Annotated in this window: 41 protein-coding genes; 3 read left to right on the top strand and 38 right to left on the bottom strand. The window is 68.7% G+C overall.

Annotated features, from left to right (window positions below; all coding sequences use genetic code 11):
• Positions 1-122: 122 nt before the first annotated feature.
• The 3 genes from rpsI to truA form a co-directional block, all read right to left on the bottom strand.
• Positions 123-608 (bottom strand): 30S ribosomal protein S9, encoded by a 486-nt coding sequence (gene rpsI, locus GCE65_RS13535; protein ID WP_153878763.1) that lies wholly within the window; start codon positions 606-608, stop codon positions 123-125.
• Between the two features lie 32 nt (positions 609-640).
• Positions 641-1,084 carry a 50S ribosomal protein L13 gene (gene rplM, locus GCE65_RS13540; RefSeq protein ID WP_153878764.1) on the bottom strand — a complete coding sequence of 148 codons (444 nt, stop codon included), beginning with the start codon at positions 1,082-1,084 and terminating at the stop codon, positions 641-643.
• A gap of 245 nt (positions 1,085-1,329) precedes the next feature.
• Positions 1,330-2,166: a tRNA pseudouridine(38-40) synthase TruA gene (gene truA / locus GCE65_RS13545; RefSeq protein WP_153878765.1), complete on the bottom strand. Its 837-nt coding sequence runs from the start codon at positions 2,164-2,166 to the stop codon at positions 1,330-1,332.
• Positions 2,167-2,204: 38 nt separating this feature from the next.
• Between truA and GCE65_RS13550 the strand changes: the two genes are divergently transcribed.
• Positions 2,205-2,960 (top strand): ROK family protein, encoded by a 756-nt coding sequence (locus GCE65_RS13550; RefSeq protein ID WP_152910125.1) that lies wholly within the window; start codon positions 2,205-2,207, stop codon positions 2,958-2,960.
• Positions 2,961-3,111: 151 nt separating this feature from the next.
• On the opposite strand, the gene rplQ is transcribed toward GCE65_RS13550, so the two are convergent.
• From rplQ to rpsL, 35 genes are all read right to left on the bottom strand, one after another.
• Positions 3,112-3,636 carry a 50S ribosomal protein L17 gene (gene rplQ / locus GCE65_RS13555; protein WP_152910126.1) on the bottom strand — a complete coding sequence of 175 codons (525 nt, stop codon included), beginning with the start codon at positions 3,634-3,636 and terminating at the stop codon, positions 3,112-3,114.
• A 32-nt stretch (positions 3,637-3,668) separates the two neighbouring features.
• A complete protein-coding gene (locus GCE65_RS13560; RefSeq protein WP_153878766.1) occupies positions 3,669-4,673 on the bottom strand; it encodes a DNA-directed RNA polymerase subunit alpha in 1,005 nt (334 codons plus the stop codon).
• 100 nt (positions 4,674-4,773) lie between these two features.
• A complete protein-coding gene (gene rpsK, locus GCE65_RS13565; protein WP_152910174.1) occupies positions 4,774-5,181 on the bottom strand; it encodes a 30S ribosomal protein S11 in 408 nt (135 codons plus the stop codon).
• A 75-nt stretch (positions 5,182-5,256) separates the two neighbouring features.
• The gene (gene rpsM / locus GCE65_RS13570) at positions 5,257-5,634 is read right to left on the bottom strand and encodes a 30S ribosomal protein S13 (RefSeq protein ID WP_152910127.1); all 378 of its coding nucleotides are present in this window, start codon (positions 5,632-5,634) and stop codon (positions 5,257-5,259) included.
• 159 nt (positions 5,635-5,793) lie between these two features.
• On the bottom strand, positions 5,794-5,907 hold the full coding sequence (gene rpmJ, locus GCE65_RS13575; protein ID WP_152910128.1) for a 50S ribosomal protein L36: 114 nt from the start codon (positions 5,905-5,907) through the stop codon (positions 5,794-5,796).
• A gap of 69 nt (positions 5,908-5,976) precedes the next feature.
• Positions 5,977-6,198 carry a translation initiation factor IF-1 gene (gene infA / locus GCE65_RS13580; protein WP_153878767.1) on the bottom strand — a complete coding sequence of 74 codons (222 nt, stop codon included), beginning with the start codon at positions 6,196-6,198 and terminating at the stop codon, positions 5,977-5,979.
• Between the two features lie 247 nt (positions 6,199-6,445).
• Positions 6,446-7,261 carry a type I methionyl aminopeptidase gene (map, locus tag GCE65_RS13585; protein WP_153878768.1) on the bottom strand — a complete coding sequence of 272 codons (816 nt, stop codon included), beginning with the start codon at positions 7,259-7,261 and terminating at the stop codon, positions 6,446-6,448.
• Positions 7,262-7,263: 2 nt separating this feature from the next.
• Positions 7,264-7,842 (bottom strand): adenylate kinase, encoded by a 579-nt coding sequence (locus GCE65_RS13590; RefSeq protein WP_152910130.1) that lies wholly within the window; start codon positions 7,840-7,842, stop codon positions 7,264-7,266.
• The gene (gene secY / locus GCE65_RS13595; protein ID WP_153878769.1) at positions 7,839-9,143 is read right to left on the bottom strand and encodes a preprotein translocase subunit SecY; all 1,305 of its coding nucleotides are present in this window, start codon (positions 9,141-9,143) and stop codon (positions 7,839-7,841) included. The genes GCE65_RS13590 and secY overlap by 4 nt, the downstream gene beginning before the upstream one ends.
• 230 nt (positions 9,144-9,373) lie before the next feature.
• Positions 9,374-9,859 (bottom strand): 50S ribosomal protein L15, encoded by a 486-nt coding sequence (gene rplO / locus GCE65_RS13600; protein ID WP_152910132.1) that lies wholly within the window; start codon positions 9,857-9,859, stop codon positions 9,374-9,376.
• A gap of 1 nt (position 9,860) precedes the next feature.
• Positions 9,861-10,043: a 50S ribosomal protein L30 gene (gene rpmD, locus GCE65_RS13605; protein WP_153878770.1), complete on the bottom strand. Its 183-nt coding sequence runs from the start codon at positions 10,041-10,043 to the stop codon at positions 9,861-9,863.
• Positions 10,040-10,714 (bottom strand): 30S ribosomal protein S5, encoded by a 675-nt coding sequence (gene rpsE / locus GCE65_RS13610; protein ID WP_152910134.1) that lies wholly within the window; start codon positions 10,712-10,714, stop codon positions 10,040-10,042. The genes rpmD and rpsE overlap by 4 nt, the downstream gene beginning before the upstream one ends.
• 46 nt (positions 10,715-10,760) lie before the next feature.
• Positions 10,761-11,141 (bottom strand): 50S ribosomal protein L18, encoded by a 381-nt coding sequence (rplR, locus tag GCE65_RS13615; RefSeq protein ID WP_152910135.1) that lies wholly within the window; start codon positions 11,139-11,141, stop codon positions 10,761-10,763.
• Positions 11,141-11,680 carry a 50S ribosomal protein L6 gene (gene rplF, locus GCE65_RS13620; protein WP_152910136.1) on the bottom strand — a complete coding sequence of 180 codons (540 nt, stop codon included), beginning with the start codon at positions 11,678-11,680 and terminating at the stop codon, positions 11,141-11,143. The genes rplR and rplF overlap by 1 nt, the downstream gene beginning before the upstream one ends.
• Positions 11,681-11,690: 10 nt before the next feature.
• Positions 11,691-12,089: a 30S ribosomal protein S8 gene (rpsH, locus tag GCE65_RS13625; RefSeq protein WP_152910137.1), complete on the bottom strand. Its 399-nt coding sequence runs from the start codon at positions 12,087-12,089 to the stop codon at positions 11,691-11,693.
• A 58-nt stretch (positions 12,090-12,147) separates the two neighbouring features.
• A complete protein-coding gene (locus tag GCE65_RS13630) occupies positions 12,148-12,333 on the bottom strand; it encodes a type Z 30S ribosomal protein S14 (RefSeq protein WP_152910138.1) in 186 nt (61 codons plus the stop codon).
• On the bottom strand, positions 12,333-12,899 hold the full coding sequence (rplE, locus tag GCE65_RS13635) for a 50S ribosomal protein L5 (RefSeq protein ID WP_152910139.1): 567 nt from the start codon (positions 12,897-12,899) through the stop codon (positions 12,333-12,335). The genes GCE65_RS13630 and rplE overlap by 1 nt, the downstream gene beginning before the upstream one ends.
• 5 nt (positions 12,900-12,904) lie before the next feature.
• Positions 12,905-13,246: a 50S ribosomal protein L24 gene (rplX, locus tag GCE65_RS13640; RefSeq protein WP_153878771.1), complete on the bottom strand. Its 342-nt coding sequence runs from the start codon at positions 13,244-13,246 to the stop codon at positions 12,905-12,907.
• Positions 13,247-13,249: 3 nt separating this feature from the next.
• Entirely contained in the window at positions 13,250-13,618 is a 369-nt protein-coding gene (gene rplN / locus GCE65_RS13645) for a 50S ribosomal protein L14 (protein ID WP_152910141.1), read from the bottom strand.
• A gap of 112 nt (positions 13,619-13,730) precedes the next feature.
• Positions 13,731-14,018 carry a 30S ribosomal protein S17 gene (rpsQ, locus tag GCE65_RS13650; RefSeq protein ID WP_153878772.1) on the bottom strand — a complete coding sequence of 96 codons (288 nt, stop codon included), beginning with the start codon at positions 14,016-14,018 and terminating at the stop codon, positions 13,731-13,733.
• 14 nt (positions 14,019-14,032) lie between these two features.
• Positions 14,033-14,275, bottom strand: a complete 243-nt coding sequence (gene rpmC, locus GCE65_RS13655) for a 50S ribosomal protein L29 (protein WP_152910143.1) — start codon at positions 14,273-14,275, stop codon at positions 14,033-14,035.
• Positions 14,275-14,694 carry a 50S ribosomal protein L16 gene (gene rplP, locus GCE65_RS13660; protein ID WP_152910144.1) on the bottom strand — a complete coding sequence of 140 codons (420 nt, stop codon included), beginning with the start codon at positions 14,692-14,694 and terminating at the stop codon, positions 14,275-14,277. The genes rpmC and rplP overlap by 1 nt, the downstream gene beginning before the upstream one ends.
• Before the next feature lie 3 nt (positions 14,695-14,697).
• Positions 14,698-15,522 (bottom strand): 30S ribosomal protein S3, encoded by an 825-nt coding sequence (rpsC, locus tag GCE65_RS13665; protein ID WP_152910145.1) that lies wholly within the window; start codon positions 15,520-15,522, stop codon positions 14,698-14,700.
• Position 15,523: 1 nt separating this feature from the next.
• Positions 15,524-15,892 (bottom strand): 50S ribosomal protein L22, encoded by a 369-nt coding sequence (rplV, locus tag GCE65_RS13670; RefSeq protein ID WP_153878773.1) that lies wholly within the window; start codon positions 15,890-15,892, stop codon positions 15,524-15,526.
• A 42-nt stretch (positions 15,893-15,934) separates the two neighbouring features.
• A complete protein-coding gene (rpsS, locus tag GCE65_RS13675; protein WP_152910147.1) occupies positions 15,935-16,216 on the bottom strand; it encodes a 30S ribosomal protein S19 in 282 nt (93 codons plus the stop codon).
• Between the two features lie 22 nt (positions 16,217-16,238).
• Positions 16,239-17,075, bottom strand: coding sequence for a 50S ribosomal protein L2 (rplB, locus tag GCE65_RS13680; protein ID WP_152910148.1), 837 nt, complete (start codon positions 17,073-17,075; stop codon positions 16,239-16,241).
• A 29-nt stretch (positions 17,076-17,104) separates the two neighbouring features.
• Positions 17,105-17,407, bottom strand: a complete 303-nt coding sequence (gene rplW, locus GCE65_RS13685; protein WP_194928717.1) for a 50S ribosomal protein L23 — start codon at positions 17,405-17,407, stop codon at positions 17,105-17,107.
• Positions 17,404-18,090 (bottom strand): 50S ribosomal protein L4, encoded by a 687-nt coding sequence (gene rplD, locus GCE65_RS13690; RefSeq protein WP_305071541.1) that lies wholly within the window; start codon positions 18,088-18,090, stop codon positions 17,404-17,406. Before rplD ends, rplW begins: the two co-directional genes overlap by 4 nt.
• A 2-nt stretch (positions 18,091-18,092) precedes the next feature.
• Complete coding sequence (gene rplC / locus GCE65_RS13695) at positions 18,093-18,758, bottom strand: 50S ribosomal protein L3 (protein ID WP_152910150.1); 666 nt, start codon at positions 18,756-18,758, stop codon at positions 18,093-18,095.
• Positions 18,759-18,769: 11 nt separating this feature from the next.
• Positions 18,770-19,078, bottom strand: a complete 309-nt coding sequence (gene rpsJ / locus GCE65_RS13700) for a 30S ribosomal protein S10 (RefSeq protein WP_152910176.1) — start codon at positions 19,076-19,078, stop codon at positions 18,770-18,772.
• 349 nt (positions 19,079-19,427) lie between these two features.
• The gene (locus GCE65_RS13705) at positions 19,428-19,802 is read right to left on the bottom strand and encodes a hypothetical protein (protein WP_152910151.1); all 375 of its coding nucleotides are present in this window, start codon (positions 19,800-19,802) and stop codon (positions 19,428-19,430) included.
• A 105-nt stretch (positions 19,803-19,907) separates the two neighbouring features.
• Positions 19,908-21,101, bottom strand: a complete 1,194-nt coding sequence (tuf, locus tag GCE65_RS13710; protein WP_153878774.1) for an elongation factor Tu — start codon at positions 21,099-21,101, stop codon at positions 19,908-19,910.
• Positions 21,102-21,223: 122 nt separating this feature from the next.
• Positions 21,224-23,338, bottom strand: coding sequence for an elongation factor G (gene fusA, locus GCE65_RS13715; RefSeq protein ID WP_153878775.1), 2,115 nt, complete (start codon positions 23,336-23,338; stop codon positions 21,224-21,226).
• Between the two features lie 93 nt (positions 23,339-23,431).
• A complete protein-coding gene (rpsG, locus tag GCE65_RS13720) occupies positions 23,432-23,902 on the bottom strand; it encodes a 30S ribosomal protein S7 (protein ID WP_152910153.1) in 471 nt (156 codons plus the stop codon).
• Complete coding sequence (gene rpsL, locus GCE65_RS13725) at positions 23,902-24,276, bottom strand: 30S ribosomal protein S12 (RefSeq protein WP_153878776.1); 375 nt, start codon at positions 24,274-24,276, stop codon at positions 23,902-23,904. Before rpsL ends, rpsG begins: the two co-directional genes overlap by 1 nt.
• Before the next feature lie 597 nt (positions 24,277-24,873).
• On the opposite strand from rpsL, the gene GCE65_RS13730 reads away from it, so the two are divergent.
• Positions 24,874-25,947 (top strand): hypothetical protein, encoded by a 1,074-nt coding sequence (locus GCE65_RS13730; RefSeq protein ID WP_153878777.1) that lies wholly within the window; start codon positions 24,874-24,876, stop codon positions 25,945-25,947.
• Complete coding sequence (locus tag GCE65_RS13735; RefSeq protein ID WP_152910155.1) at positions 25,944-26,309, top strand: hypothetical protein; 366 nt, start codon at positions 25,944-25,946, stop codon at positions 26,307-26,309. Before GCE65_RS13730 ends, GCE65_RS13735 begins: the two co-directional genes overlap by 4 nt.
• Positions 26,310-26,311 lie beyond the last annotated feature (2 nt).

Genomic DNA, 26,311 nt, shown 5'->3' on the forward strand with positions numbered 1-26,311 from the left:
CGTGCTGGTCGGCGCGCGTCGCACCCGACTCCGGGTGCTCCGGGTACGACAACGGCCCCGGCAAGTATATTGCCGGGGCCGTTGTCACGCCTGGAGCCTCGCCACAGCGGGCGAGGGCACACTCAGCGCTTGGAGTACTGCGGCGCCTTGCGGGCCTTCTTCAGACCGGCCTTCTTGCGCTCGATGGCGCGGGCGTCCCGGGTGAGGTAGCCGGCCTTCTTGAGCGCCGGGCGGTTCGCCTCGACGTCGATCTCGTTCAGGGCGCGGGCGATCGCGAGCCGCAGCGCACCGGCCTGGCCCGAGGGGCCGCCGCCGTGCAGGAGGCCGATCACGTCGAAGCGGCCCTCGATGTCGAGCAGCGCGAACGGGGAGTTCACGAGCTGCTGGTGCACCTTGTTGGGGAAGTACTCCTCCAGGGTGCGGCCGTTGAGCTTCCAGCTGCCGGTGCCCGGCACGAGGCGGACTCGGGCGACGGCGCGCTTGCGGCGCCCCACGGCGGCGCCGGGTGCGGTGATGGACTCACCCTGACCGGTCGTCGCGGTGGTCTCGGAGGTGTAAGAGCTCGGCGCGTCGGCCTGCTCGTCGATGGTGGTGGTGGTCTCAGCCACAGGTGGTGCTCCTTGGTCCGTTGTCCGCGCGCTTACTGCGCGACCTGGGTGATCTCGAAGGTCTGCGGCAGCTGGGCGCGGTGCGGGTGGTCCGCGCCGCGGTACACCTTGAGCTTGCGCAGCTGGTCACGGCCCAGAGATGTCTTGGGGATCATCCCTCGCACGGCCTTCTCCACCGCACGCTCGGGGTTCTTCTCGAGCATCTCGGCGTAGCTGGTCGCCTTGAGGCCGCCGGGGTAACCCGAGTGGCGGTAGGCGACCTTCTGCTCCTGCTTGGAGCCGGTGAGGGCGACCTTCTCGGCGTTGATGACGATGACGAAGTCACCGCCGTCCACGTGGGGGGCGAAGGTCGGCTTGTGCTTACCGCGAAGCAGCGTGGCGACCTGGGTGGCGAGGCGACCGAGCACCACATCGGTAGCGTCAATGACGTACCAGTTGCGCTCGGTCTCGCCGGCCTTGGGAGTGTACGTACGCACGGGAACCTTCGTTTCTTGTGCTTGCTTGCAGCTGGTCACGGGAGGCCGCGGCTGGAAGCCTCAGCGGCACGGCCATACCGGGACCGGGATTGTCAGTTTCGGTGCCTCGCTCGCTCGCGCGGTGAGTGGGAGACACCAGGATGCGAAACGGACGCACAACGACTCATAAGAGTACCCACACGCGCGGGGTCGGTCAAAGCGGTCCGCGTCGTAGTGAGCGAGCCCACAGGCGCGGGTGGTCGCGTTCACGCCCGCGGCAGGGTACGGATCGCTCGGGCCTGCCGCGCACGGACGGCGAGGCGCGCCTCGGGCGGGTACGCCACCTCGACCATGGCGAGCCCGCGTGCCGGGGCCACCTGCACCAGGGAGCTCCGCTCCTGCCCCGCCGCCACGCCGCGGAGCCAGTCGAGGTCGCGGCGCCCCGACCCCACGGCCAGGCACGCTCCCACGAGGGAGCGGACCATGGAGTGGCAGAAGGCATCGGCCCGCACGTTCGCGACGAGCCGCTCCCCGCGGGCCGCCCAGTCGAACTCCTCGAGGGTCCGGATCGTCGTCGCCCCGGGCCGCTTGCGGCAGAAGGGGGCGAAGTCCCGCTCCCCCACGAGCACGGCCGCGGCCCGGTCGAGGGCGGCGAGGTCGAGCTCGCCGGGATAGCGGAGCTCCTCGCGCCGCCGGAGGGGGTCCGGCACGGCCGAGCCGGGCAGCACCGTGTAGGCATACCGGCGCCAGATCGCGGAGAACCGGGCGTCGAAGCCCGCGGGCGCGGCCGCGACGGAACGGATGACCACGTCGTCGGCCAGCACCGCGTTGAGGCGCGTCGCGAGCGCCTCGCCCGGGCTCCGGTCGCTGCGGCCGGGCGCGGCGAGCCAGACCTGTTCGGGCAGGTCGAGGTGGGCGACCTGGGCGTGGGCGTGCACGCCGGCATCGGTGCGGCCGGCGACGGTCAGGCGTGCGGGATCGTCGAGGCGCAGGACGCGGTCGAGAGCCGCCTCGATGTCCCCCTGGACCGTGCGCAGGCCGGGCTGGCGCGCCCATCCCGAGAAGTCCGTGCCGTCGTAGCCAAGGTCGAGTCGGATGCGCACCCGGCCATCGTATCGAGGTGGGTCGATAGGGTTCCAGCATGGAGAATCCGCTCACGTTGACCGTCGACTGCGGCGGCGGGGGAATCAAGGCCTCGGTGCTCGACGCCGCCGGCACCACGGTGGCCCAGGCGGTCCGCACGGCCACCCCGTACCCGCTGCCCCCGGACCGGCTGGTCGACGTGATCGCGGACCTGGCCACCCGGCTCCCGGCGGCCGACCGGGCCACGGTGGGCATGCCGGGGATGATCCGCCACGGCGTCGTCGTCTCGACCCCGCATTACGTCACCCGCTCCGGGCCGCGCACCCGGGTGCTGCCCGAGCTCGTGGAGCAGTGGACCGACGTCGACCTGCGACGGCGCCTCACGGCCCGGCTCGCCATCCCCACGCTCGTCTACAACGACGCCGAGGTGCACGGCGCCGGGGTGATCGCGGGGGCGGGCCTCGAGCTCATGATCAGCCTCGGCACCGGGCTGGGCAACGCGATCTTCGACGGCGGCAGGCTCGCCCCGCATCTGGAGCTGAGCCGGGCCCCCGTGCGGTGGGGGCTGACCTACGACGAGTACCTCGGGGAGCACGAACGCATCCGGCTCGGTGACGCGCACTGGTCGCGCCGCGTGCGCACCGTCGTGGAGGAGCTGCGTCCGGTCTTCCTGTGGGATCGGCTCTATCTCGGGGGTGGCAACTCCCGTCGCATCACGGCGACCACGACCGCCAAGCTCGGCGACGACGTCGTCATCGTGCCCAATTCGGCCGGCATCCTCGGCGGGGTCCGGGTCTGGAACCTGCCCCGCTGACGTCCGCTGACGCCCACGCCGCCGAAACCCGCCGAGGCCCACACCAGCCCCGGCGGGGACGACGAAGGGCCCGTGCGAGGGGTGACCTCGCGCGGGCCCTTCGGACCGGGCTGGGGCGTCAGGTGGTGTCCCGCCCGGCTTCCGAGGAGAATTACTTCTCGTCGGACTCCTCGACCGCGGCCTCGGCTTCTGCGGGCGCCTCCTCGGACTCAGTCACGGGAGCCTCGTCGGCGGCGGGGGCCTCCTCCGCGGCGCTCTCCTTGACGGCGCGCTGAGTGGCCGCCTCGGCCTCCTTCACGGTGGCCTGCTTCGGGCTGTAGGTCTCGAGCACGAGTTCGATCACGGCCATGGGCGCGTTGTCGCCCTTGCGCGGCGCGATCTTGGTGATGCGCGTGTAGCCGCCGGGACGCTCGGCCATCTTCGGCGCGATCTCGGTGAACAGCACGTGTACGACGTCCTTGCGGGACAGCACGGCCAGCACCTGACGGCGGGCCGAGAGGTCGCCGCGCTTGGCCTTGGTGATGAGCCGCTCGGCGAGCGGACGCAGCCGCTTCGCCCGGTTCTCCGTCGTGCGGATGCTGCCGTGCTCGAACAGCGACTGCGCCAGGTTGGCGAGCATCAGTCGTTCGTGCGCCGGTCCACCGCCGAGACGGTGACCCTTGGTAGGTGCAGGCATGGGTTACTCCAGTTCAGAAAAGGACCGGCAGGTCAGTTGTAGACGTCGAAGTCGTTGCCGTCGTCGAACGCCCCGGCCACGAGCGAGGCGTCGAAGTCCGCACCCGAGTCCTTGAGGGAGAGTCCGAGGTCGGCGAGCTTGTCCTTGACCTCGGTGATCGACTTGGCGCCGAAATTGCGGATGTCGAGCAGGTCGGCCTCGGACCGTGCGACCAGTTCGCCCACGACGTGGATGCCCTCACGCTTGAGGCAGTTGTAGGAGCGGATCGTCAGGTCGAGCTGCTCGATGGGCATGGCGAGGTCCTCGGCGAGGGCGGCGTCGGTCGGCGAGGGGCCGATCTCGATGCCCTCGGCCTCGACGTTCAGCTCACGCGCCAGGCCGAACAGCTCCACCAGGGTCTTGCCCGCCGAGGCGAGCGCGTCCCGCGGCGCCATCGACTTCTTGGTCTCGACGTCGACGATGAGCTTGTCGAAGTCCGTGCGCTGTTCCACACGCGTGGCCTCGACCTTGTAGGTCACCTTGAGCACCGGGGAGTAGATCGAATCCACGGGGATCCGGCCGATCTCCGCCTCGTAGGCCTTGTTCTGCGACGCGGAGACGTAGCCCCGGCCCCGCTCGACGGTCAGCTCGATCTCGAGCTTGCCCTTGGCGTTGATGGTGGCCAGGTGCAGATCCGGGTTGTGGATCTCGACCCCGGCCGGCGGCGTGATGTCACCGGCGGTGACCACACCCGGGCCCGCCTTGCGCAGGTACATGACCACGGGCTCGTCGTTCTCCGAGGACACCACGATGTTCTTGATGTTGAGGATGATCTCAGTGACGTCTTCCTTCACGCCCGAGATCGTCGAGAACTCGTGCAGCACGCTGTCGACGCGGATCGAGGTGACGGCCGCACCGGGGATCGAGGAGAGCAGCGTGCGGCGCAGGGAGTTGCCGAGCGTGTAGCCGAAGCCCGGCTCGAGCGGCTCGATCACGAACCGCGAGCGGAACTCGTCGACGACTTCTTCGGTGAGGATGGGTCGCTGTGCGATGAGCACGGGGATGTCCTTTCAGCCGGCGTCCGCTATATGACGCCACGGCAGGCCCCTCGCCGCTCGGTCCGGGCGAGGGGGTCGTGCAGATGTGTCGAGCTGGGGCTCAGACGCGGCGACGCTTCGGCGGGCGGACGCCGTTGTGGGCCTGCGGGGTCACGTCCGAGATCGAGCCGACCTCGAGGCCGGTGGCCTGGAGCGAGCGGATCGCGGTCTCGCGGCCGGAGCCGGGGCCCTTGACGAACACGTCGACCTTCTTCATCCCGTGCTCCTGCGCCTTGCGCGCGGCGGCCTCGGCGGCCATCTGCGCGGCGTACGGCGTGGACTTGCGCGAGCCCTTGAAGCCGACCTGGCCCGAGGAGGACCAGGAGATCACCGCTCCGGTCGGGTCGGTGATCGAGACGATCGTGTTGTTGAACGTCGAGGTGATGTAGGCGTGGCCCTGGGCCACGTTCTTCTTATCCCGGCGGCGCGGCTTGCGGGCGCCGGAGGCGGTGCGGGTCTTGGGAGGCATGAGCTTCTCTCTTCTGTGCAGGTCGTCGATCCCGGGCGCACTCACGCGGGAGGCGCCTCGGGATTACTGGCGCTGTTAGCGCGCCGCCTTCTTCTTGCCGGCGACGGTGCGCTTGGGGCCCTTGCGCGAGCGGGCGTTGGTCTTGGTGCGCTGCCCGTGCACGGGCAGACCACGACGGTGGCGCAGGCCCTGGTAGCAGCCGATCTCGACCTTGCGGCGGATGTCCGCGGCGATCTCACGCCGAAGGTCACCCTCGAGCTTGTAGCTCGCCTCGAGGAAGTCACGCACAGCGACGAGGTCGTTGTCGCTGAGGTCCTTCACCCGCACGTCGGGCGAGAGCCCGGTGGCGGCGCAGGTCTGGGCGGCGCGGGTGCGTCCCACGCCGAAGATGTAGGTGAGCGCAACCTCGAGCCGCTTTTCGCGGGGGAGGTCCACGCCGACGAGTCGTGCCAACTTAACTCCTGATCGGATCGGAGGTCTTCGCCCATTCCCGTCCCGCTGGGGGCCCCGGCCTCCGACCGGGGGTGTGATGCCGCGTGGGCACCGGGAATACGCTTGGAGGCGGAACGAGTCCGCCGCGGCCGGGGCGGGAGAGCCTCCGGCCGGCCAGTTTCAGCCCTGGCGCTGCTTGTGGCGCAAGTTTTCGCAGATCACGCGCACGGATCCGTCACGACGGATGACCTTGCACTTCGGACAGATCTTCTTGACGCTCGGCTTGACCTTCATATTCGTTTCCTTGATCGTCGAACACACACCGCTTCGCCGGTCGCAGGACCGTCGGCGCCGAGTGGGGACTTACTTGTACCGATAGACGATTCGACCACGAGTCAGGTCGTACGGGCTCAGCTCGACGACGACCCGGTCCTCGGGGAGGATTCGGATGTAGTGCTGGCGCATCTTGCCCGAGATGTGGGCGAGGACCTTGTGCCCGTTCTCGAGTTCCACCCGGAACATCGCATTCGGAAGCGCCTCGACCACGCTCCCTTCGACCTCGATGGCATCACTCTTCTTGCCCATGTACTCCGCAATTCGTCGTCATCGTATGAGCCGGCTGCTCACTGCTCTATCGTTCGTCCGACGTCGCTTCGACGCCATGAGGAGGCGCCGCGTTCCGCTGCCGGCTCTCGCCGTGGCAGGACGCAGCGCACCCAACGGTCCATGGTACGCCATCGAGCGCCCGGCGGACACCGCCGCCACAGTGGCGCGCGTCACGGGCACCCCGGATTGCGCCGCGGGCTCGGCCGGGTCGGCAGGGTCGGCAGGGTCAGTCCAGCGGCACGGGCACGACGCCGAAGGGGGCCAGTCCCCCGGTTCCGCCGTCGGGCGCGGTGAGCACCCAGATCCCGCCGGCGTGGATGGCGACGGTGTGCTCGGAGTGCGCGGCCCGGGAGCCGTCGACGGTGACGACGGTCCACTCGTCCTCCAGGACCCTGGACTCGCCGCTCGCGCGGCTGAGCATGGGTTCGATCGCCAGGCACATGCCCGCCCTGAGCTTCGGACCGCGGGCGTTGGTGCGGTAGTTGAGCACCTCGGGGGGCTGGTGCATGGCCGATCCGATCCCGTGCCCGGTGTAGTCGAGCACGATGCCGTAGTCGCCGCTCGCGTCGTCGATCGCGGCCGAGACCTCGCCGAGCCACGTCGCCGTGGCGGTGGCCGCGATGCCGGCCCACATCGCCTGATCGGTGGTCGCGATGAGCGCGGCATCGGCGGGGTCGGGCTCGGCTCCCGGCACGATCGCAGAGAAGGCGGCGTCCCCGTGCCAGCCGTCCACGATCGCCCCGGCGTCGATCGAGACGAGATCGCCGGCCGCGAGCTCACGCCCGCCCGGGATGCCGTGCACGATCTCCTCGTTCACCGACGTGCAGATCACCCCGGGGAAGCCGTGGTAGCCGAGGAAGTTCGACGTCGCACCCGCCCGAGTGATGACCTCGGCCGCGATCCGGTCGAGGTCGGCGGTGGTCAGGCCCGGCTGGAGCGCCGAGCGGACCGCGGCGTGGAGGTCTGCGACCACCAGCCCCGCCCGTCGCATGACGCGGACCTGGTCGTCGGACTTGTACTCGATCCGCTCGCGGCCGAACACCGCTAGGCCCCGACCTCCGCGAGGGCGGCCTGGAGGCGGTCCGTCACCTCGTCGATCTCACCCATCCCGTCGACCTGCACGAGCAGGCCCCGGCCGGAGTAGATGCCGACGAGCGGCGCGGTCTGCTCCCGGTAGACCTCGAGCCGGCGCCGGATGACCGGCTCGGTGTCGTCGGTGCGGCCCTGCTCCTGCGCGCGACCGAGGAGGCGTCCGACCACCTCGTCGACGTCCGCGGTCAATTCGATCACGGCGTCGAGCGAGACGTCCTGCGCCCCGAGCATGGAATCGAGCTCGCGCACCTGGGGCTCGGTCCGGGGGTACCCGTCGAGCAGGAAACCGGTGCGGGCGTCGTCGCGGGCCAGTCGATCGGCGACCATCGCATTGGTCACCTCGTCCGGCACGTACTCACCGGCGTCCATGTAGCGCTGCGCCGTGCGCCCGAGCTCGGTGCGCTCGGACACGTTCGCCCGGAAGATGTCGCCGGTGGAGATCGCGGGGATACCCAGCCGTTCGGCGATGCGGACGGCCTGGGTTCCCTTGCCCGCCCCCGGCGGACCGAGGAGCACGAGACGCATGGTCATCGCAGGAACCCTTCGTAGTGACGCTGCTGGAGCTGGCTGTTGATCTGCTGAACGGTCTGCAGGCCGACGCCGACGACGATGATGAGCGAGGATCCGCCGAAGGGGATCTGGTTCGCCACGCCCATCGCCTTGAGTGCGAGCGTCGGGATGAGCGCGACGATCGCCAGGTACACGGCCCCGGAGGTGGTGATGCGGTTGAGCACGTAGGTCAGGTACTCCGACGTCGGGCGGCCGGCCCGGATGCCCGGGATGAAGCCCCCGTAGCGCTTCATGTTGTCCGCCACGTCCTCCGGGTTGAACGTGATCGACGTGTAGAAGAACGTGAAGAAGAGGATGAGCACGACGTAGATCGCGATGTGGAGCGACGCGGCGGGGTCCATGAGGTTCGTCTGGATCCACAGGATCCAGCCGGCGTCCTGCTCGGAGGAGAACTGGGCCGCGAGGCCCGGCAGCGCGAGCAGCGAGGACGCGAAGATCACGGGGATCACGTTCGCCATGTTGATCTTGATCGGGATGTAGGTGGTCGAGCCGCCGTACATCCGCCGGCCGACCATCCGCTTCGCGTACTGCACGGGGATGCGGCGCTGGGACTGCTCGACGAACACGATGGCGCACGTGAGCACGAGTGCGAGTCCGACGAAGATGAGCACCTTCGTGGTGCCCCCGTCGACGGCGAAGATCTGGCCGATCGCGCCCGGGAAGCTCGCGGCGATCGAGGTGAAGATGAGCAGCGACATCCCGTTGCCGACGCCGTGCTCCGTGATCTGTTCACCGATCCACATGATCAGGCCGGTCCCGGCCGTCATCGTCAGGATCATGATGAGCAGGTTCGGCCAGGACTGGTCGGGGATGACCTCGACCGAGCAGCCCGGGAAGAGGATCCCGTTGCGGGCCATCGTCACGTAGGTCGTGGCCTGCAGGACGGCGAGGAAGATCGTCAGGTAACGCGTGTACTGCGTGAGCTTCGCCTGCCCCGTCTGGCCCTCCTTCTGGAGCGCCTCGAACTTGGGGATGACCACGCGGAGCAGCTGCACGATGATGCTCGCGGTGATGTAGGGCATGATGCCGAGCGCGAAGACGCTCAGCTGGAGCAGCGCACCGCCGGAGAACAGGTTGACCAGTCCGAGCAGGTCCTGACCGCCGCCCGTGGGCGTGGCGATACAGGTCTGCACGTTGGTGTAGTCGATCCCGGGGGTCGGTATCAATGAACCGAGCCGGAACAACGCCATGATTCCCAGCGTGAACAGCAGCTTCTTGCGCAGATCCGGGGTACGGAATGCACGCGTGAATGCGCCGAGCAATGGTCCTCCTCGCCAGTGGGGTGCGGATCAGCGAGCGATCCGAGTCGATCCTGGTGGATCGTCAGGTGCGCGGCACCTGAGCACCGCTGGTATGTGTCGGACTGACCCTATCGGTCAATCCTGGTAGGTCGAACCCGCGGGAACGACACACGGCGGCGCAGGAGCGATCCTGCGCCGCCGTTGGTGTCATGCCGTATCGGGCATTGTTTCGGTCAGTGGCCGATGAGTGGTCAGGCGGTGGTCGCCGAGCCACCCGCCGCTTCGAGCTTGCTCTTCGCGGAGTTCGAGAACGAGTCGGCCGTGACGTTCAGCGCGACGGAGATCTCGCCGGTGCCGAGCACCTTGACGAGCTGACCGCCGCGGACCAGTCCGTGACCGACGAGGTCGGCCACCGTGACGTCGCCGCCCTCGGGGAAGGTCTCCCCGAGCTTGCCCAGGTTGACCACCTGATAGGTCGTGCGCAGCGGGTTCTTGAAGCCGCGCGTCTTGGGCAGGCGCATGTGCAGCGGCGTCTGTCCACCCTCGAACCGCTCGGGCACCTGGTAACGAGCCTTCGTTCCCTTGGTACCGCGGCCCGCGGTCTTGCCACCCTTGCCGCCCTCACCGCGACCCACGCGGGTCTTGGCGGTCCGGGCGCCCAGGGCGGGACGCAGGTGGTGCAGCCGGAGTGCGGGGCCGCTCGCGCGGTCCTCGGCCTGGTCGGCGTTCTCAGCCATATCAGTCCACCTCCTCGACGGCGACCAGGTGGGCCACCGTTCCGACCATCCCGCGGAACTCGGGACGGTCCTCCTTGACGACCGTGTCGCCGATTCGCTTGAGGCCGAGGGAACGCAGCGTCTCGCGCTGGTTCGGCTTGCAGCCGATCTCGGACTTCGTCTGGGTCACCTTGAGTCGGCTCATGACGCGGCCGCCTCAGGGGTCTTGTCGGCCTTGGAGCCGGCCGCCTGGGCACGGAGCAGGGCCGCGGGGGTGACGTCCTCGAGGGACATGCCCCGTCGGGCCGCGACGGCCTCCGGCTGTTCGAGGCCCTTGAGCGCGGCCACCGTGGCGTGCACGATGTTGATCGCGTTCGAGGAGCCCAGCGACTTGGAGAGGATGTCGTGGATGCCCGCGCAGTCGAGGACCGCGCGCACCGGACCGCCGGCGATGACTCCGGTACCCGGGGTCGCCGGGCGCAGCAGCACCACGCCCGCGGCGGCCTCACCCTGCACGCGGTGCGGGATGGTGTTCTGGATCCGGGGGACGCGGAAGAAGTTCTTCTTCGCCTCCTCGACGCCCTTGGCGATCGCCGCGGGCACCTCCTTGGCCTTGCCGTAGCCGACGCCGACGGTGCCGTCGCCGTCACCGACGACGACCAGGGCGGTGAAGCTGAAGCGACGCCCACCCTTGACGACCTTGGAGACGCGGTTGATCGTCACGACGCGCTCGACGTAGTTGTTCTTCTCTGCGTCGTCGCGGCGACGGCCGCCCTGACGCTCGCGGCGATCCGTCCGATCGGACCGTTCGCTCCGCTCACCTGCGGTACCGGCGGAACCGGAAGCGCCGGCTCTGCCACGCTGCGGTGCAGCCATCATGCGTTCCTTTGTTCGTGTGCGTTCTTCTGCAGCTCGGGACTCGTCACAGGGACAGGCCCCCCTCACGAGCGCCGTCGGCCACCGCGGCCACCCGGCCGTGATAGGCGTTCCCGCCGCGGTCGAAGACGACCGACTCGATCCCGGCGGCCTGGGCACGCTCGGCGATCAGGGCGCCGACGCGCTTGGCCTTGGCCGTCTTGTCGCCGGTGTCGGCGCGCAGGTCGGCCTCGAGGGTGGAGGCGGACACGAGCGTGCGCCCGATCGCGTCGTCGACCACCTGCGCCACCATGTGGCGGGCGGAGCGGTTGACGACGAGGCGGGGCCGGCTCGCGGTGCCGCGCAGCTTCTTGCGCAGGCGGATGTGGCGACGCGTCCGCGAGGTGCGCTTGCCGGACCCGGTGCGGGCCTTGACGAAGGAGGACATTACTTACCAGCCTTTCCGACCTTGCGGCGGACCTGTTCACCCGCGTACCGGATGCCCTTGCCCTTATAGGGCTCGGGCTTGCGGAGCTTGCGGATGTTCGCAGCGACCTCGCCGACCTGCTGCTTGTCGATGCCGGCGACCGAGAACTTCGTGGCCGACTCGACCGTGAAGCTGATGCCCTCGGGGGCGACGATGTTCACCGGGTGCGACAGCCCGAGCGTGAACTCGAGCGAGTTGCCCTTGGACACGACGCGGTAACCGGTGCCGACGATCTCGAGCTTCTTCTCGTAGCCCTGGGTCACGCCGACGACCAGGTTGTTCACCAGCGTGCGGCTGAGGCCGTGGAGGGCACGAGAGGTGCGCTCGTCGTTGGGGCGCTCGACCAGGATCTCGCCGGAGTCCTGACGGCTCGCGGTGATCGGATCCGGGAGGGTCTGACTCAGGGTGCCCTTGGGTCCCTTGACGGTGACCTCCGGTCCCGAGATGGTCACATCGACGCCTGCGGGGACGGTGACGGGGAGTTTTCCAATACGCGACATGATTCCTCGCTCACCACACGTAGGCGAGGACTTCCCCACCCACGCCCTTCTTCTCCGCCTGCTTGTCGGTGAGCAGGCCCGAGGACGTGGACAGGATCGCCACGCCCAGGCCGCCGAGCACCTTCGGCAGTTTGGTCGACTTCGCATAGACCCGCAGGCCCGGCTTGGACACGCGGCGCACGCCCGCCAGGGCACGCTCCCGCTGCGGTCCGAACTTCAGGTTGAGGGTCAGGGTCTGGCCCACCTCGGCATCCGCAACCTCGAACCCACTGATGTAGCCCTCGGCCTGGAGCATCTCGGCGATGTGGGCCTTCAGTTTGGAGTACGGCATCGAGACGGCCTCGTGATACGCCGAGTTCGCATTGCGCAAGCGCGTCAGCATATCGGCGATGGGGTCTGTCATTGTCATTGGGCTGTGTGCCCTTCCTCGCCGTGGTTTCCGTCTCCGGACCTACGACGTAGTCGATTTACCAGCTGCTCTTGGTCACGCCGGGGAGCTGACCCGCAAGGGCCATCTCGCGCAGGCAGATGCGGCACAGGCCGAACTTGCGGTACACCGAGTGCGGACGGCCGCACCGGTTGCATCGGGTGTAGCCGCGCACCTTGAACTTCGGCTTGCGATTGGCTTTCTGGATGAGTGCGGTCTTCGCCATCAGTTCTCCTTGAAGGGGAAGCCGAGCCGGCGCAGCAACGAGCGCCCCTCGTCGTCCGTGTCGGCTGTGGTCACGATGGTGATGTCCATGCCCCGGACCCGGTCGATCTTGTCCTGATCGATCTCGTGGAACATCGACTGCTCGTTCAGGCCGAAGGTGTAGTTCCCCTGACCGTCGAACTGCTTGGGCGAGAGTCCGCGGAAGTCGCGGATCCGGGGAAGCGCCAGCGTGAGCAGGCGGTCCAGGAACTCCCACATGCGGTCGCCGCGGAGGGTCACGTGGGTACCGATCGGCTGCCCCTCGCGCAGCTTGAACTGCGCGATCGACTTGCGTGCCTTGGTCGTCACGGGCTTCTGACCGGTGATGATCGTGAGGTCGCGAATCGCGCCCTCGATGAGCTTGGAGTCGCGAGCCGCGTCCCCGACGCCCATGTTGACCACGATCTTGGTCAGGCCCGCCACCTGGTTGACGTTCGCGTGGGCGAACTCCTCGCGCAGGCCGCCGACGATCTCGTCGCGGTACTTGGCCTTGAGGCGCGGCAGCTCGGTCGCTGTAGTGGTGCTCATAGTCCTCAAATGTCCTTACCGGAGCGCTTGGCCACGCGGACCCGGCTGTTGCGGGTGCGGCCGTCGCTCTCGACCTGCTCGATGCGGTACCCGACCCGGGTGCTCTTCTTGGTCTCCGGGTCGACCACCATCACATTGCTGATGTGGATCGGCGCCTCGACCGTCTCGATGCCGCCGGTGCGCGCACCCTGCTGGCCCTGGCCGACCTTCGTGTGGCGCGTGACGCGCTGGACGCCCTCGACCACGACGCGGTCGTGCTTCGTGTCGACGAACAACACGCGACCCTGCTGGCCCTTGTCGCGGCCGCTGATGACGACTACGAGGTCGCCCTTCTTGACCTTTGCCATTGCTCAGATCACCTCCGGTGCGAGCGAGACGATGCGCATGAACCGCTTGTCACGCAGCTCCCGACCGACCGGTCCGAAGATGCGCGTGCCGCGCGGCTCGCCGTCGTTCTTGAGAATGACGGCGGCGTTCTCGTCGAAGCGAATGTAAGAGCCGTCCACACGACGGGTCTCCTTGCTGGCGCGGACGACCACGGCCTTGACCACGTCGCCCTTCTTGACGTTGCCGCCGGGGATCGCGTCCTTGACGGTGGCGACGATGACATCGCCGATGCCGGCGTAGCGACGTCCGGATCCACCGAGAACTCGAACGCACAAGATCTCCTTGGCGCCCGTGTTGTCGGCGACCTTGAGTCGCGACTCCTGCTGGATCATTCGATCTACTCCTGTCGTCGTGCCGGTTCTCGGCTCCTAACCGAGCCTGGCCGAACGGATGGTTGACTGCCCTGCGGGGTTCCGGCCGTGACCGGCGGCCCCGCGAGCGGGTTTACTTGGCCTTCTCGAGGACCTCGACCACACGCCAGCGCTTGGTGGCGGACAGCGGTCGGGTCTCCATGATCCGGACGAGGTCGCCGGTGCCGACCGCGTTGGTCTCGTCGTGCGCCTTGACCTTCGCGGTCCGGCGCAGAACCTTACCGTAGAGCGCGTGCTTGACGCGCTCCTCGACCTCGACCACGACGGTCTTGTCCATCTTGTCGCTCACGACATAGCCGCGCCGGACCTTGCGATACGGACGCTGGACGGAGGTTGCGGTGTCTGCAGACTCGGTTGCCATGGATCCTTCCTCCTTCACTTCGCGTCGCTGCTGGGCGCGCTACGGATGTTGAGCTCGCGTTCCCGAAGGATCGTGTAGATGCGAGCGATGTCGCGACGGACCGCCCGGAGCCGGCCGTGGTCCTCGAGCTGGCCGGTGGCCGAGGAGAAGCGCAGGTTGAAGAGCTCGGTCTTCGCCTTCTTCAGCTCCGCGGCCAGGAGCTCGTCGGTCATCGTGTCGAGCTTGTCGGTCGTCAGGTCCTTCGAACCGATTGCCATCAGATGTCACCACCCTCACGGGAAATGAAGCGGGTCTTCATGGGGAGTTTGTGCTGCGCGCGACGCATCGCCTCGCGGGCCAGGCCCTCGTCGACGCCGGCGAGTTCGAAGACGACCCGGCCCGGCTTGACGTTGGCGACCCACCACTCGGGCGAACCCTTACCGGAACCCATCCGGGTCTCGGCCGGCTTCTTGGTGAGCGGGCGGTCCGGGAAGATGTTGATCCAGACCTTCCCGCCACGCTTGATGTGGCGGGTCATGGCGATACGCGCGGCCTCGATCTGCCGGTTGGTGACGTAGGCGCCCTCGAGGGCCTGAATGCCGAAGTCGCCGAACGCGATCGTGGTGCCGCCCGTGGCCTGACCGGAACGCTTGGGGTGGTGCTGCTTGCGGTGCTTGGTGCGCCGGGGGATGAGCATGGCTCAGGCCTCCGTCTCGGAACCGGACGCAGGCTGCTCGGCCGCGGGGTTCGCTGGGGTGGTTGCGGGTGCGTCGGCTGCAGCGGGCGCCTCGCGCCGGGATTCGGGACGACGCCCGCGCGGGCGCTCGCTCCGGTCACCACGGCCGCGGGGGCGGGGCGCGGCGGCCTGCTCGCGGGCGTACTCCTTCTCGGTGAGGTCGCCCTTGTAGATCCACACCTTGACGCCGATGCGTCCGAAGGTGGTCTTGGCCTCGAACAGGCCGTAGTCGATGTTGGCGCGGAGCGTGTGCAGGGGCACGCGGCCCTCGCGGTAGAACTCGCTGCGGCTCATCTCGGCGCCGCCGAGACGCCCGGAGCACTGCACCTTGATGCCCTTGGCACCCGCGCGCTGGGCGGACTGCATCCCCTTGCGCATGGCGCGGCGGAACGACACGCGCGAGGCGAGCTGCTCCGCGATGCCCTGGGCGACGAGCTGGGCGTCGGTCTCGGGGTTCTTCACCTCGAGGATGTTCAGCTGAACCTGCTTGCCCGTGAGCTTCTCGAGCTCGCTGCGGAGCCGGTCGGCCTCGGCGCCGCGCCGGCCGATGACGATTCCGGGGCGCGCGGTGTGCAGGTCGACGCGGACCCGGTCACGGGTGCGCTCGATCTCGACCTTGGAGATCCCGGCCCGCTCGAGGCCCGTGGCCATGAGCTTGCGGATCTGCACGTCCTCGTTCACGTAGTCGCTGTACCGCTGACCCTCCTTGGTGGAGTCCGCGAACCAGCGCGTGCGATGGTCGGTCGTGATACCGAGACGGTATCCGTGCGGGTGTACCTTCTGGCCCATATCAGCGAGCCCCTCCCTTGGTCTGACGCTCGGAGAGCACCACGGTGATGTGGCTGGTGCGCTTGAGGATCTGGGTCGCGCGGCCCTGCGCCCGGGGGCGGAACCGCTTCATGGTCGGACCCTCGTCCACGTACGCCTCGGTGATGACCAGCTCGGATTCATCGAACCGCTCCGATGCCGCATCGGCCTTCACCCGGGCGTTGGCCACTGCACTGCCGATGACCTTCGAGACGGTCTCGGCGACCGCCTGCGGGGCGTACTTCAGTTGGGCTACGGCCTCATTGGCTCCCTTACCGCGGATGGTGTCCACGACCCGGCGAGCCTTCATGGGCGTCACACGCACGTATCGCGCCTGCGCCTTGGCTTCCATCGTTGTCCTGCCTTCTCGTAACGAAATAGTCGGTGGTCCGCGTCAGCGGCGACGACCCTTGCGGTCGTCCTTCTCGTGTCCGCGGAATGTCCGCGTGGGGGCGAACTCACCGAGCTTGTGGCCGACCATCGACTCGGTGACGAACACCGGGACGTGCTTGCGGCCGTCGTGCACGGCGAAGGTGTGGCCGAGGAAGTCCGGCGTGATGACCGAACGACGCGACCACGTCTTGATGACGTTCTTCGAGCCTGCCTCGTTCGCAACGTCGACCTTCTTCTGAAGGTGGTCGTCGACGAAGGGGCCCTTCTTCAAACTGCGTGGCATAACAGGGTCTCCTTAAGTCTCGTCAGCGCTTCTTGCCGGTGCGCCGACGGCGAACGATGAGCTGGTCGCTGGGCTTGTTGGGGCGGCGGGTGCGGCCCTCGGGCTGACCCCACGGGCTGACGGGGTGACGTCCACCGGAGGTCTTGCCCTCACCACCACCGTGCGGGTGGTCGATCGGGTTCATCGCGACACCACGCACGCTCGGGCGCTTGCCCTGCCACCGCTTGCGGCCGGCCTTACCCCAGGAGATGTTCGCCTGCTCGGCGTTGCCGACCTCGCCGACCGTGGCGCGGCAGCGCAGGTCGACGTTGCGGATCTCCCCCGACGGCATGCGCAGCTGCGCGAAGGCGCCGTCCTTGGCCACGAGCTGCACCGAGGCACCGGCGCTGCGGGCGATCTTGCCGCCGCCGCCGGGCTTGAGCTCGATCGCGTGCACGACCGTACCGGTGGGGATGTTGCGCAGCGGGAGAGCATTGCCGGGCTTGATGTCCGCCCCCGGGCCGGCCTCGATGCGGTCGCCCTGCTTGAGCTTGTTCGGCGCGATGATGTAGCGCTTCGTGCCGTCCGCGTAGTGCAGCAGTGCGATCCGGGCCGTGCGGTTCGGGTCGTATTCGATGTGAGCGACCTTCGCGGGCACGCCGTCCTTGTCGGCGCGGCGGAAGTCGATGACCCGGTAGGCGCGCTTGTGTCCGCCGCCGATGTGACGAGCGGTGATGCGCCCGGAGGCGTTGCGGCCACCGCTCTTGGAGAGCGGACGTACCAGCGACTTCTCCGGAGTCGACCGGGTGATCTCGACGAAGTCGGCGACCGAGGAGCCACGTCGGCCCGGCGTCGTCGGCTTGTACTTACGGATTCCCATGAGTTTCGATCCTTAGCGTTGAATCAGGCTCAGCTGGCCGAGCCGAAGATGTCGATGGTGCCTTCGGTCAGGGTCACGATGGCGCGCTTGGTGTCCTTGCGCTTGCCCATCCCGTACCGGGTCCGGCGGCTCTTGCCCTGACGGTTGAACGTGTTGACCGAGGCGACCTTGACACCGAAGATCTGCTGGATCGCGATCTTGATCTGGGTCTTGTTCGCGGCCGGGTCCACGATGAACGTGTACTTGCCCTCGTCGAGAAGGTTGTAGCTCTTCTCCGAGACGACCGGGGCGATGATCACATCGTGCGGGTCGGTGTAATCGATGGCGCTCACTGCTGCTCCTCCTCGACCTCGTCCGAGCTGGCCGTGGCCGTGGCGCTCCTGCCGGTGGCAGGGCCCGCGACGAACAGGTCCAGGGCGGCGGAGGTGAACACGATCTCCTCGTTGGCCAACACGTCGTAGGTGTTGAGCTGGTCGACATACAGCAGGTGCACGGTCGGCACGTTCCGCAGCGACTTCCAGGTGAGCTCGTCCGTGCGGGTGAGCACGACGAGCACGTGGCGGGCGTCGCTCAGCTGGGCGAGCACCTTGGTGGCGCCCGAGGTCGACGGCACGCCGTCGACGCCGAATCCGCTCACGACGTGGACGTGGCCGGCGCGGGCGCGGTCCGAGAGGGCGCCGCGCAGGGCCGCCGTCTTCATCTTCTTGGGGGTGCGCTGGGAGTAGTCGCGCGGCACGGGGCCGTGGACGATTCCGCCGCCGGACCACTGCGGTGCACGGGTCGAGCCCTGCCGCGCGCGGCCGGTGCCCTTCTGGCGCCACGGCTTCTTGCCGCCGCCGCGGACCTCGCCGCGGGTCTTGGCCTTGTGGGTTCCCTGGCGCGCGGCCGCGAGCTGGGCGACCACGACCTGGTGGATGAGCGGCACGTTGACGACGACGTCGAAGAGCTCACCGGGGAGCTCCGCGCTGCCGGCCTTCTTGCCGCTGGCATCCAGGACATCGATGACGCTGGTCATGGTCATGCCCCCTTCGCTGCAGTGCGAACCATGACGACGCCGCCCTTGGGGCCCGGCACCGCGCCGACGAGGAGCACGAGGCCCTTGTCGGCGTCGACGCTGTGGATCGTCAGGTTCTGGGTGGTCTGGCGCACATGGCCCATGCGGCCGGCCATGCGCATGCCCTTGAACACGCGGCCGGGCGTCGACGCCCCGCCGATCGAGCCGGGCTTGCGGTGGTTGCGGTGGGCGCCGTGCGAGGCGCTCGCGCCGCCGAAGCCGTGACGCTTCATGACACCCGCGGTGCCCTTGCCCTTGGTGGTGCCGACGACGTCGACGACCTGGCCGGCCTCGAAGGTCTCCGCGGTGAGCTCCTGGCCGACCTCGTAGGCATCGACGTCACCGGTGCGAACCTCGGCGACGTGACGGCGCGGGGTGATGCCGAGGGCATCGAAGCGCTGCCGCAGCGGCTGGGTCACCTTGCGCGGGTCGATCTGGCCGTAGGCGAGCTGGACCGAGTCGTAGCCCTCCTTGTCCGCCTGACGGAGCTGGGTCACGACGTTGGTGCCGACCTCGATCACGGTGATCGGCAGCTGACGGCCCTGAGCGTCCCACACCTGGGTCATTCCGAGCTTGGTGCCCAGGAGCGCCTTGACGACGCGCGTGGACGTGGGGGGAAGTGATGTCATGACGAAATCCTCTACAGCTTGATCTCGATGTTGACGTCCGCCGGCAGGTCGAGCCGCATGAGCGAGTCGACGGCCTTGGGCGTCGGATCGACGATGTCGATGAGCCGCTTGTGCGTGCGCATCTCGAAGTGATCGCGGCTGTCCTTGTACTTGTGCGGAGAACGGATGACGCAGAACACGTTCTTTTCGGTCGGCAACGGCACCGGGCCCACGACCTGCGCACCAGCGCGAGTCACCGTGTCGACGATCTTGCGCGCCGAGCTATCGATGACCTCGTGGTCGTAGGACTTGAGCCGGATGCGGATTTTCTGTCCCGCCATGGCGTCGTCTGACTCTCTCTCTTCGTACCTCATTGACCGTCCCACGCGCTCGGGCGTGTCGCCTGCTGCGACATGCTCCGCCGCCTCATGCACCGCGGTGCGGGGCCGGAAGATGACTGGGTGGAATATCTGCCCCGCCCGGCTGCGACTTTCACCGCGAGCCGGGGAGCCCGATGCTCCGACTGTTGACGTCCTGGGGCGTGTCCGGGCGACCAGTGAATCACCGGTCCGCACACGGGGGCTCACACCCCAAGGAGGCAACCGGACTAGTCTGCCACAGCTGGGCCGGATTCCCCAACCCCGCAGGCGAACCCGCGCCATGACCTGCGCCACAGTCGCCGCGCGTGCCTCAGATGCCGTAGACGTGGCTTCCATCCTGCAGGTCGAGCGCCATGGCCCGGTGGCGCAGCCGGACGAGCTCGATGGTCACGTACTGCCCCGCGGCCGCGCGCTCGACCAGGTCCGGACCGAAGCCGATCCGCTGAATGCGCGCATGGGCGTAGCCGGCGCGTCCCTCGAGCACGACCTCCTGGCCGAGGCGGAAGCCGCCGGTGAGCACCTTCCCGAAGCAGTAGGTACCGGTTCCGGGCCGCTCGAAGACGTCGCGGATCCGGAACGTCGGCGACTCCTCGGAGACGTCGAGTGGGGGCTGCGCCCACAGCGCCTCCAGTTCGGCCGGGGTGGCCGGGGGAAGCCGCTCGGGCTGGGCGTTCGGGTCGGTCATGGCTCGCCTCGTTCGGTCGGAAGTCGCCGTGGTCATGCCGAGGGGCCCGCCGGCGCTGCTGCGCCGACGGGCCCCTCGGGATGATGCTCGTTCAGATCAGCTCGGTCACTTGATGATCTTGGTGACCTTGCCGGAGCCGACGGTGCGGCCACCCTCACGGATGGCGAAGCCGAGGCCCTCTTCCATCGCGATCGGCTGGATGAGCGTGACGCTCATCTCGGTGTTGTCGCCGGGCATGACCATCTCGGTGCCCTCGGGGAGGGTGATGACGCCGGTGACGTCCGTGGTCCGGAAGTAGAACTGCGGACGGTAGTTCGAGTAGAACGGGTTGTGACGGCCGCCCTCGTCCTTGCCCAGGATGTAGACCTGGCCCTCGAACTCGGTGTGCGGGGTGATCGAGCCGGGCTTGATCACGACCTGGCCGCGCTCGACCTCCTCGCGCTTCGTGCCACGCAGGAGCAGGCCGACGTTCTCGCCCGCCTCGGCGGTGTCGAGGAGCTTGCGGAACATCTCGACGCCGGTGACGGTCGTCTTGATCGCCTTCTCCTTGATGCCGACGATCTCGATGTCCTCGTTCACCTTGAGGATCCCGCGCTCGACCCGACCGGTCACGACGGTGCCGCGACCGGTGATCGTGAAGACGTCCTCGATCGGCATGAGGAAGGGCTTGTCGATGTCGCGGACCGGGTCCGGAACGTTGTTGTCGACGGCCTCCATGAGGTCCTCGACGGACTTGACCCACTGCGGGTCGCCCTCGAGGGCCTTGAGACCGGAGACGCGGACGACGGGGGCGTTGTCGCCGTCGAAGCCCTGGCTCGAGAGCAGGTCGCGGACCTCGACCTCGACGAGCTCGAGGATCTCCTCGTCGTCGACCATGTCGCACTTGTTCAGGGCGACGAGCAGGTAGGGCACGCCCACCTGGCGGGCGAGGAGCACGTGCTCACGGGTCTGGGCCATCGGCCCGTCGGTCCCGGCGACCACGAGGATCGCGCCGTCCATCTGGGCGGCACCGGTGATCATGTTCTTCACGTAGTCGGCGTGACCAGGGGCGTCGACGTGCGCGTAGTGGCGCTTGTCGGTCTGGTACTCCACGTGGGAGACGGTGATCGTGATGCCGCGCTGACGCTCTTCGGGGGCGTTGTCGACGTCCTCGAACGGCTTGTACTCGTTGAGGTCGGGGTACTTGTCGGCGAGGACCTTGGTGATCGCCGCCGTCAGGGTCGTCTTGCCGTGGTCGACGTGACCGATGGTCCCGATGTTGACGTGCGGCTTGGTCCGCTCGAACTTGGCCTTAGCCACTGGGTTCCTCCTGGAACTTGGGTAGATGTTCGTCAAGCTGGCGCGAGCTGGATGGCCAGTTCGCTGGGGCTATGAGAATCCTACGGGTCGGTGGTGGTGATGGTGAAACGTGACCTGCGCGATTACTCGCCCCGGGTCTTCTTGATGATCTCCTCGGCAACGTTCCGAGGTGTTTCGGCGTAGTTGCTGAACTGCATCGAGTACACCGCACGACCCTGGGTCTTCGACCGCAGGTCGCCGATGTATCCGAACATCTCGGACAACGGAACCAACGCGCGTACAACCTTAACGCCACTGGCGTCGGTCATCGACTGGATCTGGCCGCGGCGCGAGTTCAGGTCGCCGATGACGTCCCCCATGTACTCCTCGGGGGTCCGCACCTCGACGTCCATGACCGGCTCGAGCAGGATCGGGTCAGCCTTGCGCACGCCCTCCTTGAGGGCCATCGAACCGGCGATCTTGAACGCCATCTCCGAGGAGTCGACGTCGTGGTAGGCACCATCCAGCAGCGTGGCCTTGATCCCGACGAGCGGGTAGCCGGCGAGCACGCCGGTCTGCATGGCGTCCTGGATGCCCGCGTCCACCGACGGGATGTACTCGCGTGGGATCCGGCCACCAGTGACCTTGTTCACGAACTCGTACATCTCGCCGGCCTCGGGGTCCAGCGGTTCGAAACTGAGTTGCACCTTCGCGAACTGACCCGAGCCACCCGTCTGCTTCTTGTGGGTGAAGTCGAGCTTGTCCACCGTGCGGCGGATCGTCTCGCGGTAGGCGACCTGCGGCTTGCCGACGTTCGCCTCGACCCGGAACTCGCGGCGCATGCGGTCCACCAGGATGTCCAGGTGGAGCTCGCCCATGCCGCCGATCTCGGTCTGGCCGGTCTCGTCGTTCAGGGAGACCGTGAAGGTCGGGTCCTCCGCAGAGAGCTTCTGGATGGCCGTGGAGAGCTTCTCCTGGTCGCCCTTGGTCTTCGGCTCGATCGCCACGAAGATGACCGGGTCGGGGAAGCTCATCGACTCGAGCACGACGGGGGCGTCGAGGGCGCACAGCGTGTCGCCGGTCGTCGTGTCCTTGAGCCCGATGACGGCGTAGATGTGGCCGGCGTGGAGCTCCTCGACCGGGTTCTCCTTGTTGGCGTGCATCTGGAAGAGCTTGCCGATGCGCTCCTTCTTGCCCTTCGTCGCGTTGAGCACCTGGGTGCCGGGCGTCGCCGTCCCCGAGTACACGCGGATGAAGGTGAGCTGGCCGAAGAACGGGTGCGCGGCGATCTTGAACGCGAGCGCGGAGAACGGCTCCTTCTCGCTCGGCTTGCGCACGAGCGGGCTCTCCTCGTCGCCGGGCACGTGACCGGTCATGGGCGGCACGTCGAGCGGCGAGGGGAGGTAGGAGACGATGGCGTCGAGCACGGGCTGCACGCCCCGGTTCTTGAAGGCGGAGCCGCAGAACACGGGATAGACCTCGGAGGAGATGGTCAGGGCGCGGACGCCCGCCATGATCTCCTCGTTGGTCAGCTCTTCGCCCTCGAGGTACTTCTCCATGAGCTCCTCGGAGGCCTCCGCGACCTGCTCGACGAGCTTGGCGCGGTACTCCTGGGCCTTCTCCACGAGATCCTCAGGGATCTCCCGGGTCTCGTAGTTCGCCCCGAGCGCGACGTCGCCCTTCGCGTCACCGGGCCACACGAGGGCCTTCATCCAGACGAGGTCGACGACGCCGACGAACTCCGACTCCGCGCCGATCGGCAGCTGCATGACCAGCGGGGTCGCGCCGAGCCGGTCGATGATGGTCTGCACGGTGTAGTAGAAGTCGGCACCGAGCTTGTCCATCTTGTTGACGAAGCAGATGCGCGGCACGACGTACTTGTCGGCCTGGCGCCACACCGTCTCGGACTGGGGCTCGACCCCCTCCTTGCCGTCGAAGACCGCCACGGCGCCGTCGAGCACGCGCAGCGAGCGCTCGACCTCGACCGTGAAGTCGACGTGTCCGGGGGTGTCGATGATGTTGACCTGGTTGCCGTTCCAGAAAGAGGTCACCGCGGCGGAGGTGATGGTGATGCCGCGTTCCTTCTCCTGTTCCATCCAGTCGGTGGTCGAGGCGCCGTCGTGGGTCTCGCCCATCTTGTAGTTGACGCCGGTGTAGAAGAGGATCCGCTCGGTCGTCGTGGTCTTGCCGGCGTCGATGTGCGCCATGATTCCGATGTTGCGGACCTTGGTGAGGTCGGTCAGCACGTCCTGTGCCACAGATTGCTCTTTCTCTCGCGCGGGAGCAGGGGAACTGCACGGCCGGCAGCGCGACGGGCGGGCCCGCCAGCGCCGTGCCGGGTGCGGATGCGACTACCAGCGGTAGTGCGCGAAGGCCTTGTTCGACTCGGCCATCTTGTGAACGTCCTCGCGGCGCTTGACCGCGGCACCGAGGCCGTTCGAGGCGTCGAGGATCTCGTTCATGAGTCGCTCGGTCATCGTCTTCTCACGCCGCACTCGCGCGTAGTCGACGAGCCAGCGCAGGGAGAGAGCGGTCTGCCGCACGGGACGGACCTCGACCGGCACCTGGTAGGTGGCGCCACCGACTCGGCGGGAGCGCACCTCGAGCGTGGGTCGGATGTTCTCGAGGGCGCGCTTGAGCACGACCGACGGGTCCGACTGGGTCTTCTCACGGACGCCTTCCATGGCGCCGTACACGATCGCCTGCGCGGTCGACTTCTTGCCGTCCTGCAGCACGCGGTTGACGAGCTGGGTCACCGTCGGCGAGCCGTACACGGGGTCCGCGACGAGGGGACGCTTCGGGGCTGGGCCCTTACGAGGCATTACTTCTTCTCCTTCTTCGCGCCGTAACGGCTACGAGCCTGCTGGCGGCCCCGGACACCCTGGGTGTCGAGGGCTCCGCGGACGATCTTGTAACGCACACCGGGGAGGTCCTTCACTCGGCCACCGCGCACGAGCACGATCGAGTGCTCCTGCAGGTTGTGTCCGACGCCGGGAATGTAGGCAGTGACCTCGATGCCACTGGACAACCGCACACGGGCGACCTTACGCAGGGCCGAGTTCGGCTTCTTGGGGGTGGTGGTGTACACGCGGGTGCACACGCCGCGGCGCTGGGGGCTGCCCTTGAGGGCCAGCGACTTGGTCTGGCCGACCCTGGCGCTGCGACCCTTGCGGACCAGCTGCTGAATGGTGGGCACTACTTCTCCGTCTCGATTGCTTGACTGCTCTGGTTGTGATCGGGGGGCCGATCGATCCGAGTCACCTCGGTCTTGTCCGCCGGCTCGCCCTACACGAGGAGGCCCGCGTCCGGGCGCGTGGCCCGTGACTCCCGGGCATCTCACACGTCGGTGTTCGATCCCAGGGGACGCCGGGCGCCCGGGCGGCGCAGTTCGATTTCCCGGCATCCTCACGGCGGCCAGCGAGGAGAGGACCTCCGGCAACCGGTGACGCTCGAACGACTCGAGTGCGCACGCGAGAGCCCGCCAGAGCGGGCACTGCCGACTAGGATACTCCGGAGATTGCGGGCAGGTCAAAGGGAGGATGGCGGCGATACGCCCGAAACGCTGTGGCGCTGGCCACTGGAGCCGGATGGGATTCCGGTCGGCCGCGGTCGTTGCCGGTCGGCCCGGGCCACCGATCGTGCCCGCGCCCCCATCCTAACGTCCCGAGCCGCGCGGGGGCGCAGGTCGGTCTCGGCGCGTCGGCGGCGGCGTGCGGGGCGCGTGGGCAGGCCTACCCATTGGCGGACGGCGGTGCGGGTGGTGTGCTGGGGCGACCCCCGACCGAAGGCAGAGATGACCGCGATCGACTTCAGCGCGATGGCCCGTGGGGCCGAGCTGCTCGGGCAGCAGGCCGATCACGGCCGCGCCGTGGAGGACTACCTGCGCCGCGAGGCGGGGCCGGGCGCGGGCGGTGGGGCGCCGCTCCTCGCCGCGGCGCGCGCACGGCTCGGCGCCGCGACGGAGCTCGGCGCCCGAGGGGCGCGGCTGAGCACGATGATCTCGAACGGCACGGCCCTGAGTCTGTCGCAGTCGGTCCGCGAGTACGTACGCGTCGAGCAGGACCTGCACGCCACGCTCAACCGGCTGCTCGCCCGGTTCGATTCGCCCGCGACCCCCTGGGAGGACCCGAGTGCGCCGGCGGCGGCGGGCCCGGCCGTGGTGGCCGCCGCCGATCCCCGTTCCCACCTGACCCCGCCGCACCGGAGCGCTCACGACGGCGATGAGAGTGACGGGACCGACGACCTGCGCCGGGATGCCGCGCGGCTGCTCGGCGGGATCGACTGGGTGGCCCGGGGGGTGCTCGGCTTCTCGATCCTCGAGGACGTCGTCCGCGCGCCCCTGGCGGGCGACTGGAGCGAGGTCGGCGCCGACGTGGCCGCATGGGCCCACGGCGCGGACGCCGTGCGTGCGATCGGAGCGAATTACGCGTCCCTGGCCGCGTCGGACCGGTCGTGGGGCGGAGCGGCCGGGCAGGCCTTCCGTGCCCGGGTGAGCACCGCCGGCAGTGCGCACGAGGGGCTGGGCGCGGGCTACGACGCGGTCGCCGGGTACGCGGCGGCCGTATCGATCGCCTGCAGGTACGCCTGCGCCGGAATCGGGCTGCTGCTGACCCGGCTCACGGCCGCCCTCCTCGACCTCGCGATCGAGGCGACCGATCCCGCCGGCTGGAGCGCGCTCGGCCCGAGCGCGCACGAGACGATGAACACGGTGGTTCGGGGCGTCCGCCTCGCCTATGCGCTCATCGACGCTGTGCTCGATGCGATCACCGCGGTCGTCGGGGGCACGGTGCACCTGCACGACGTCGTCGACGCGCTCGAGGGCCTCGCCGAATCGGCCGGCGGCGCCGGCCGGGGCGAGAGCGAATGAGCGCGCTCGACCGGCTCCGGGCCCTCATGGCCGAGGCCGAGGACTACGCCGCCGGCGCCGCACCGGCCGGCGGCGCGCTCGACCGGTTGGCCGCCCGGTCCGCCGATGGATCGCTCGGTCCTCAGTGGGCTCGCCTCGCCCCCCGGCTCGCGCGCGGCGAGACCACGGCCGCGGCCGTCTTCGCCGGCGAGGACGCGAGCCCCGAGGCCGTCACCCTGCGGGCCCGGGCGGGCGTCCAGCTCGGGCGGCTCGATCTGGCCGAGATCCCCCCGGCCGACGAGGAGCTCGAGCGCGAGCTGGCCGAGAACTGGGCCGCGATGGTCGCCGCCCGGAAGGCACTCGAGGGTCGCGCCCACGGCTGAGA

The sequence above is a fragment of the Pseudactinotalea sp. HY158 genome (assembly GCF_009660225.1).
Classification (GTDB): domain Bacteria; phylum Actinomycetota; class Actinomycetes; order Actinomycetales; family Beutenbergiaceae; genus HY158.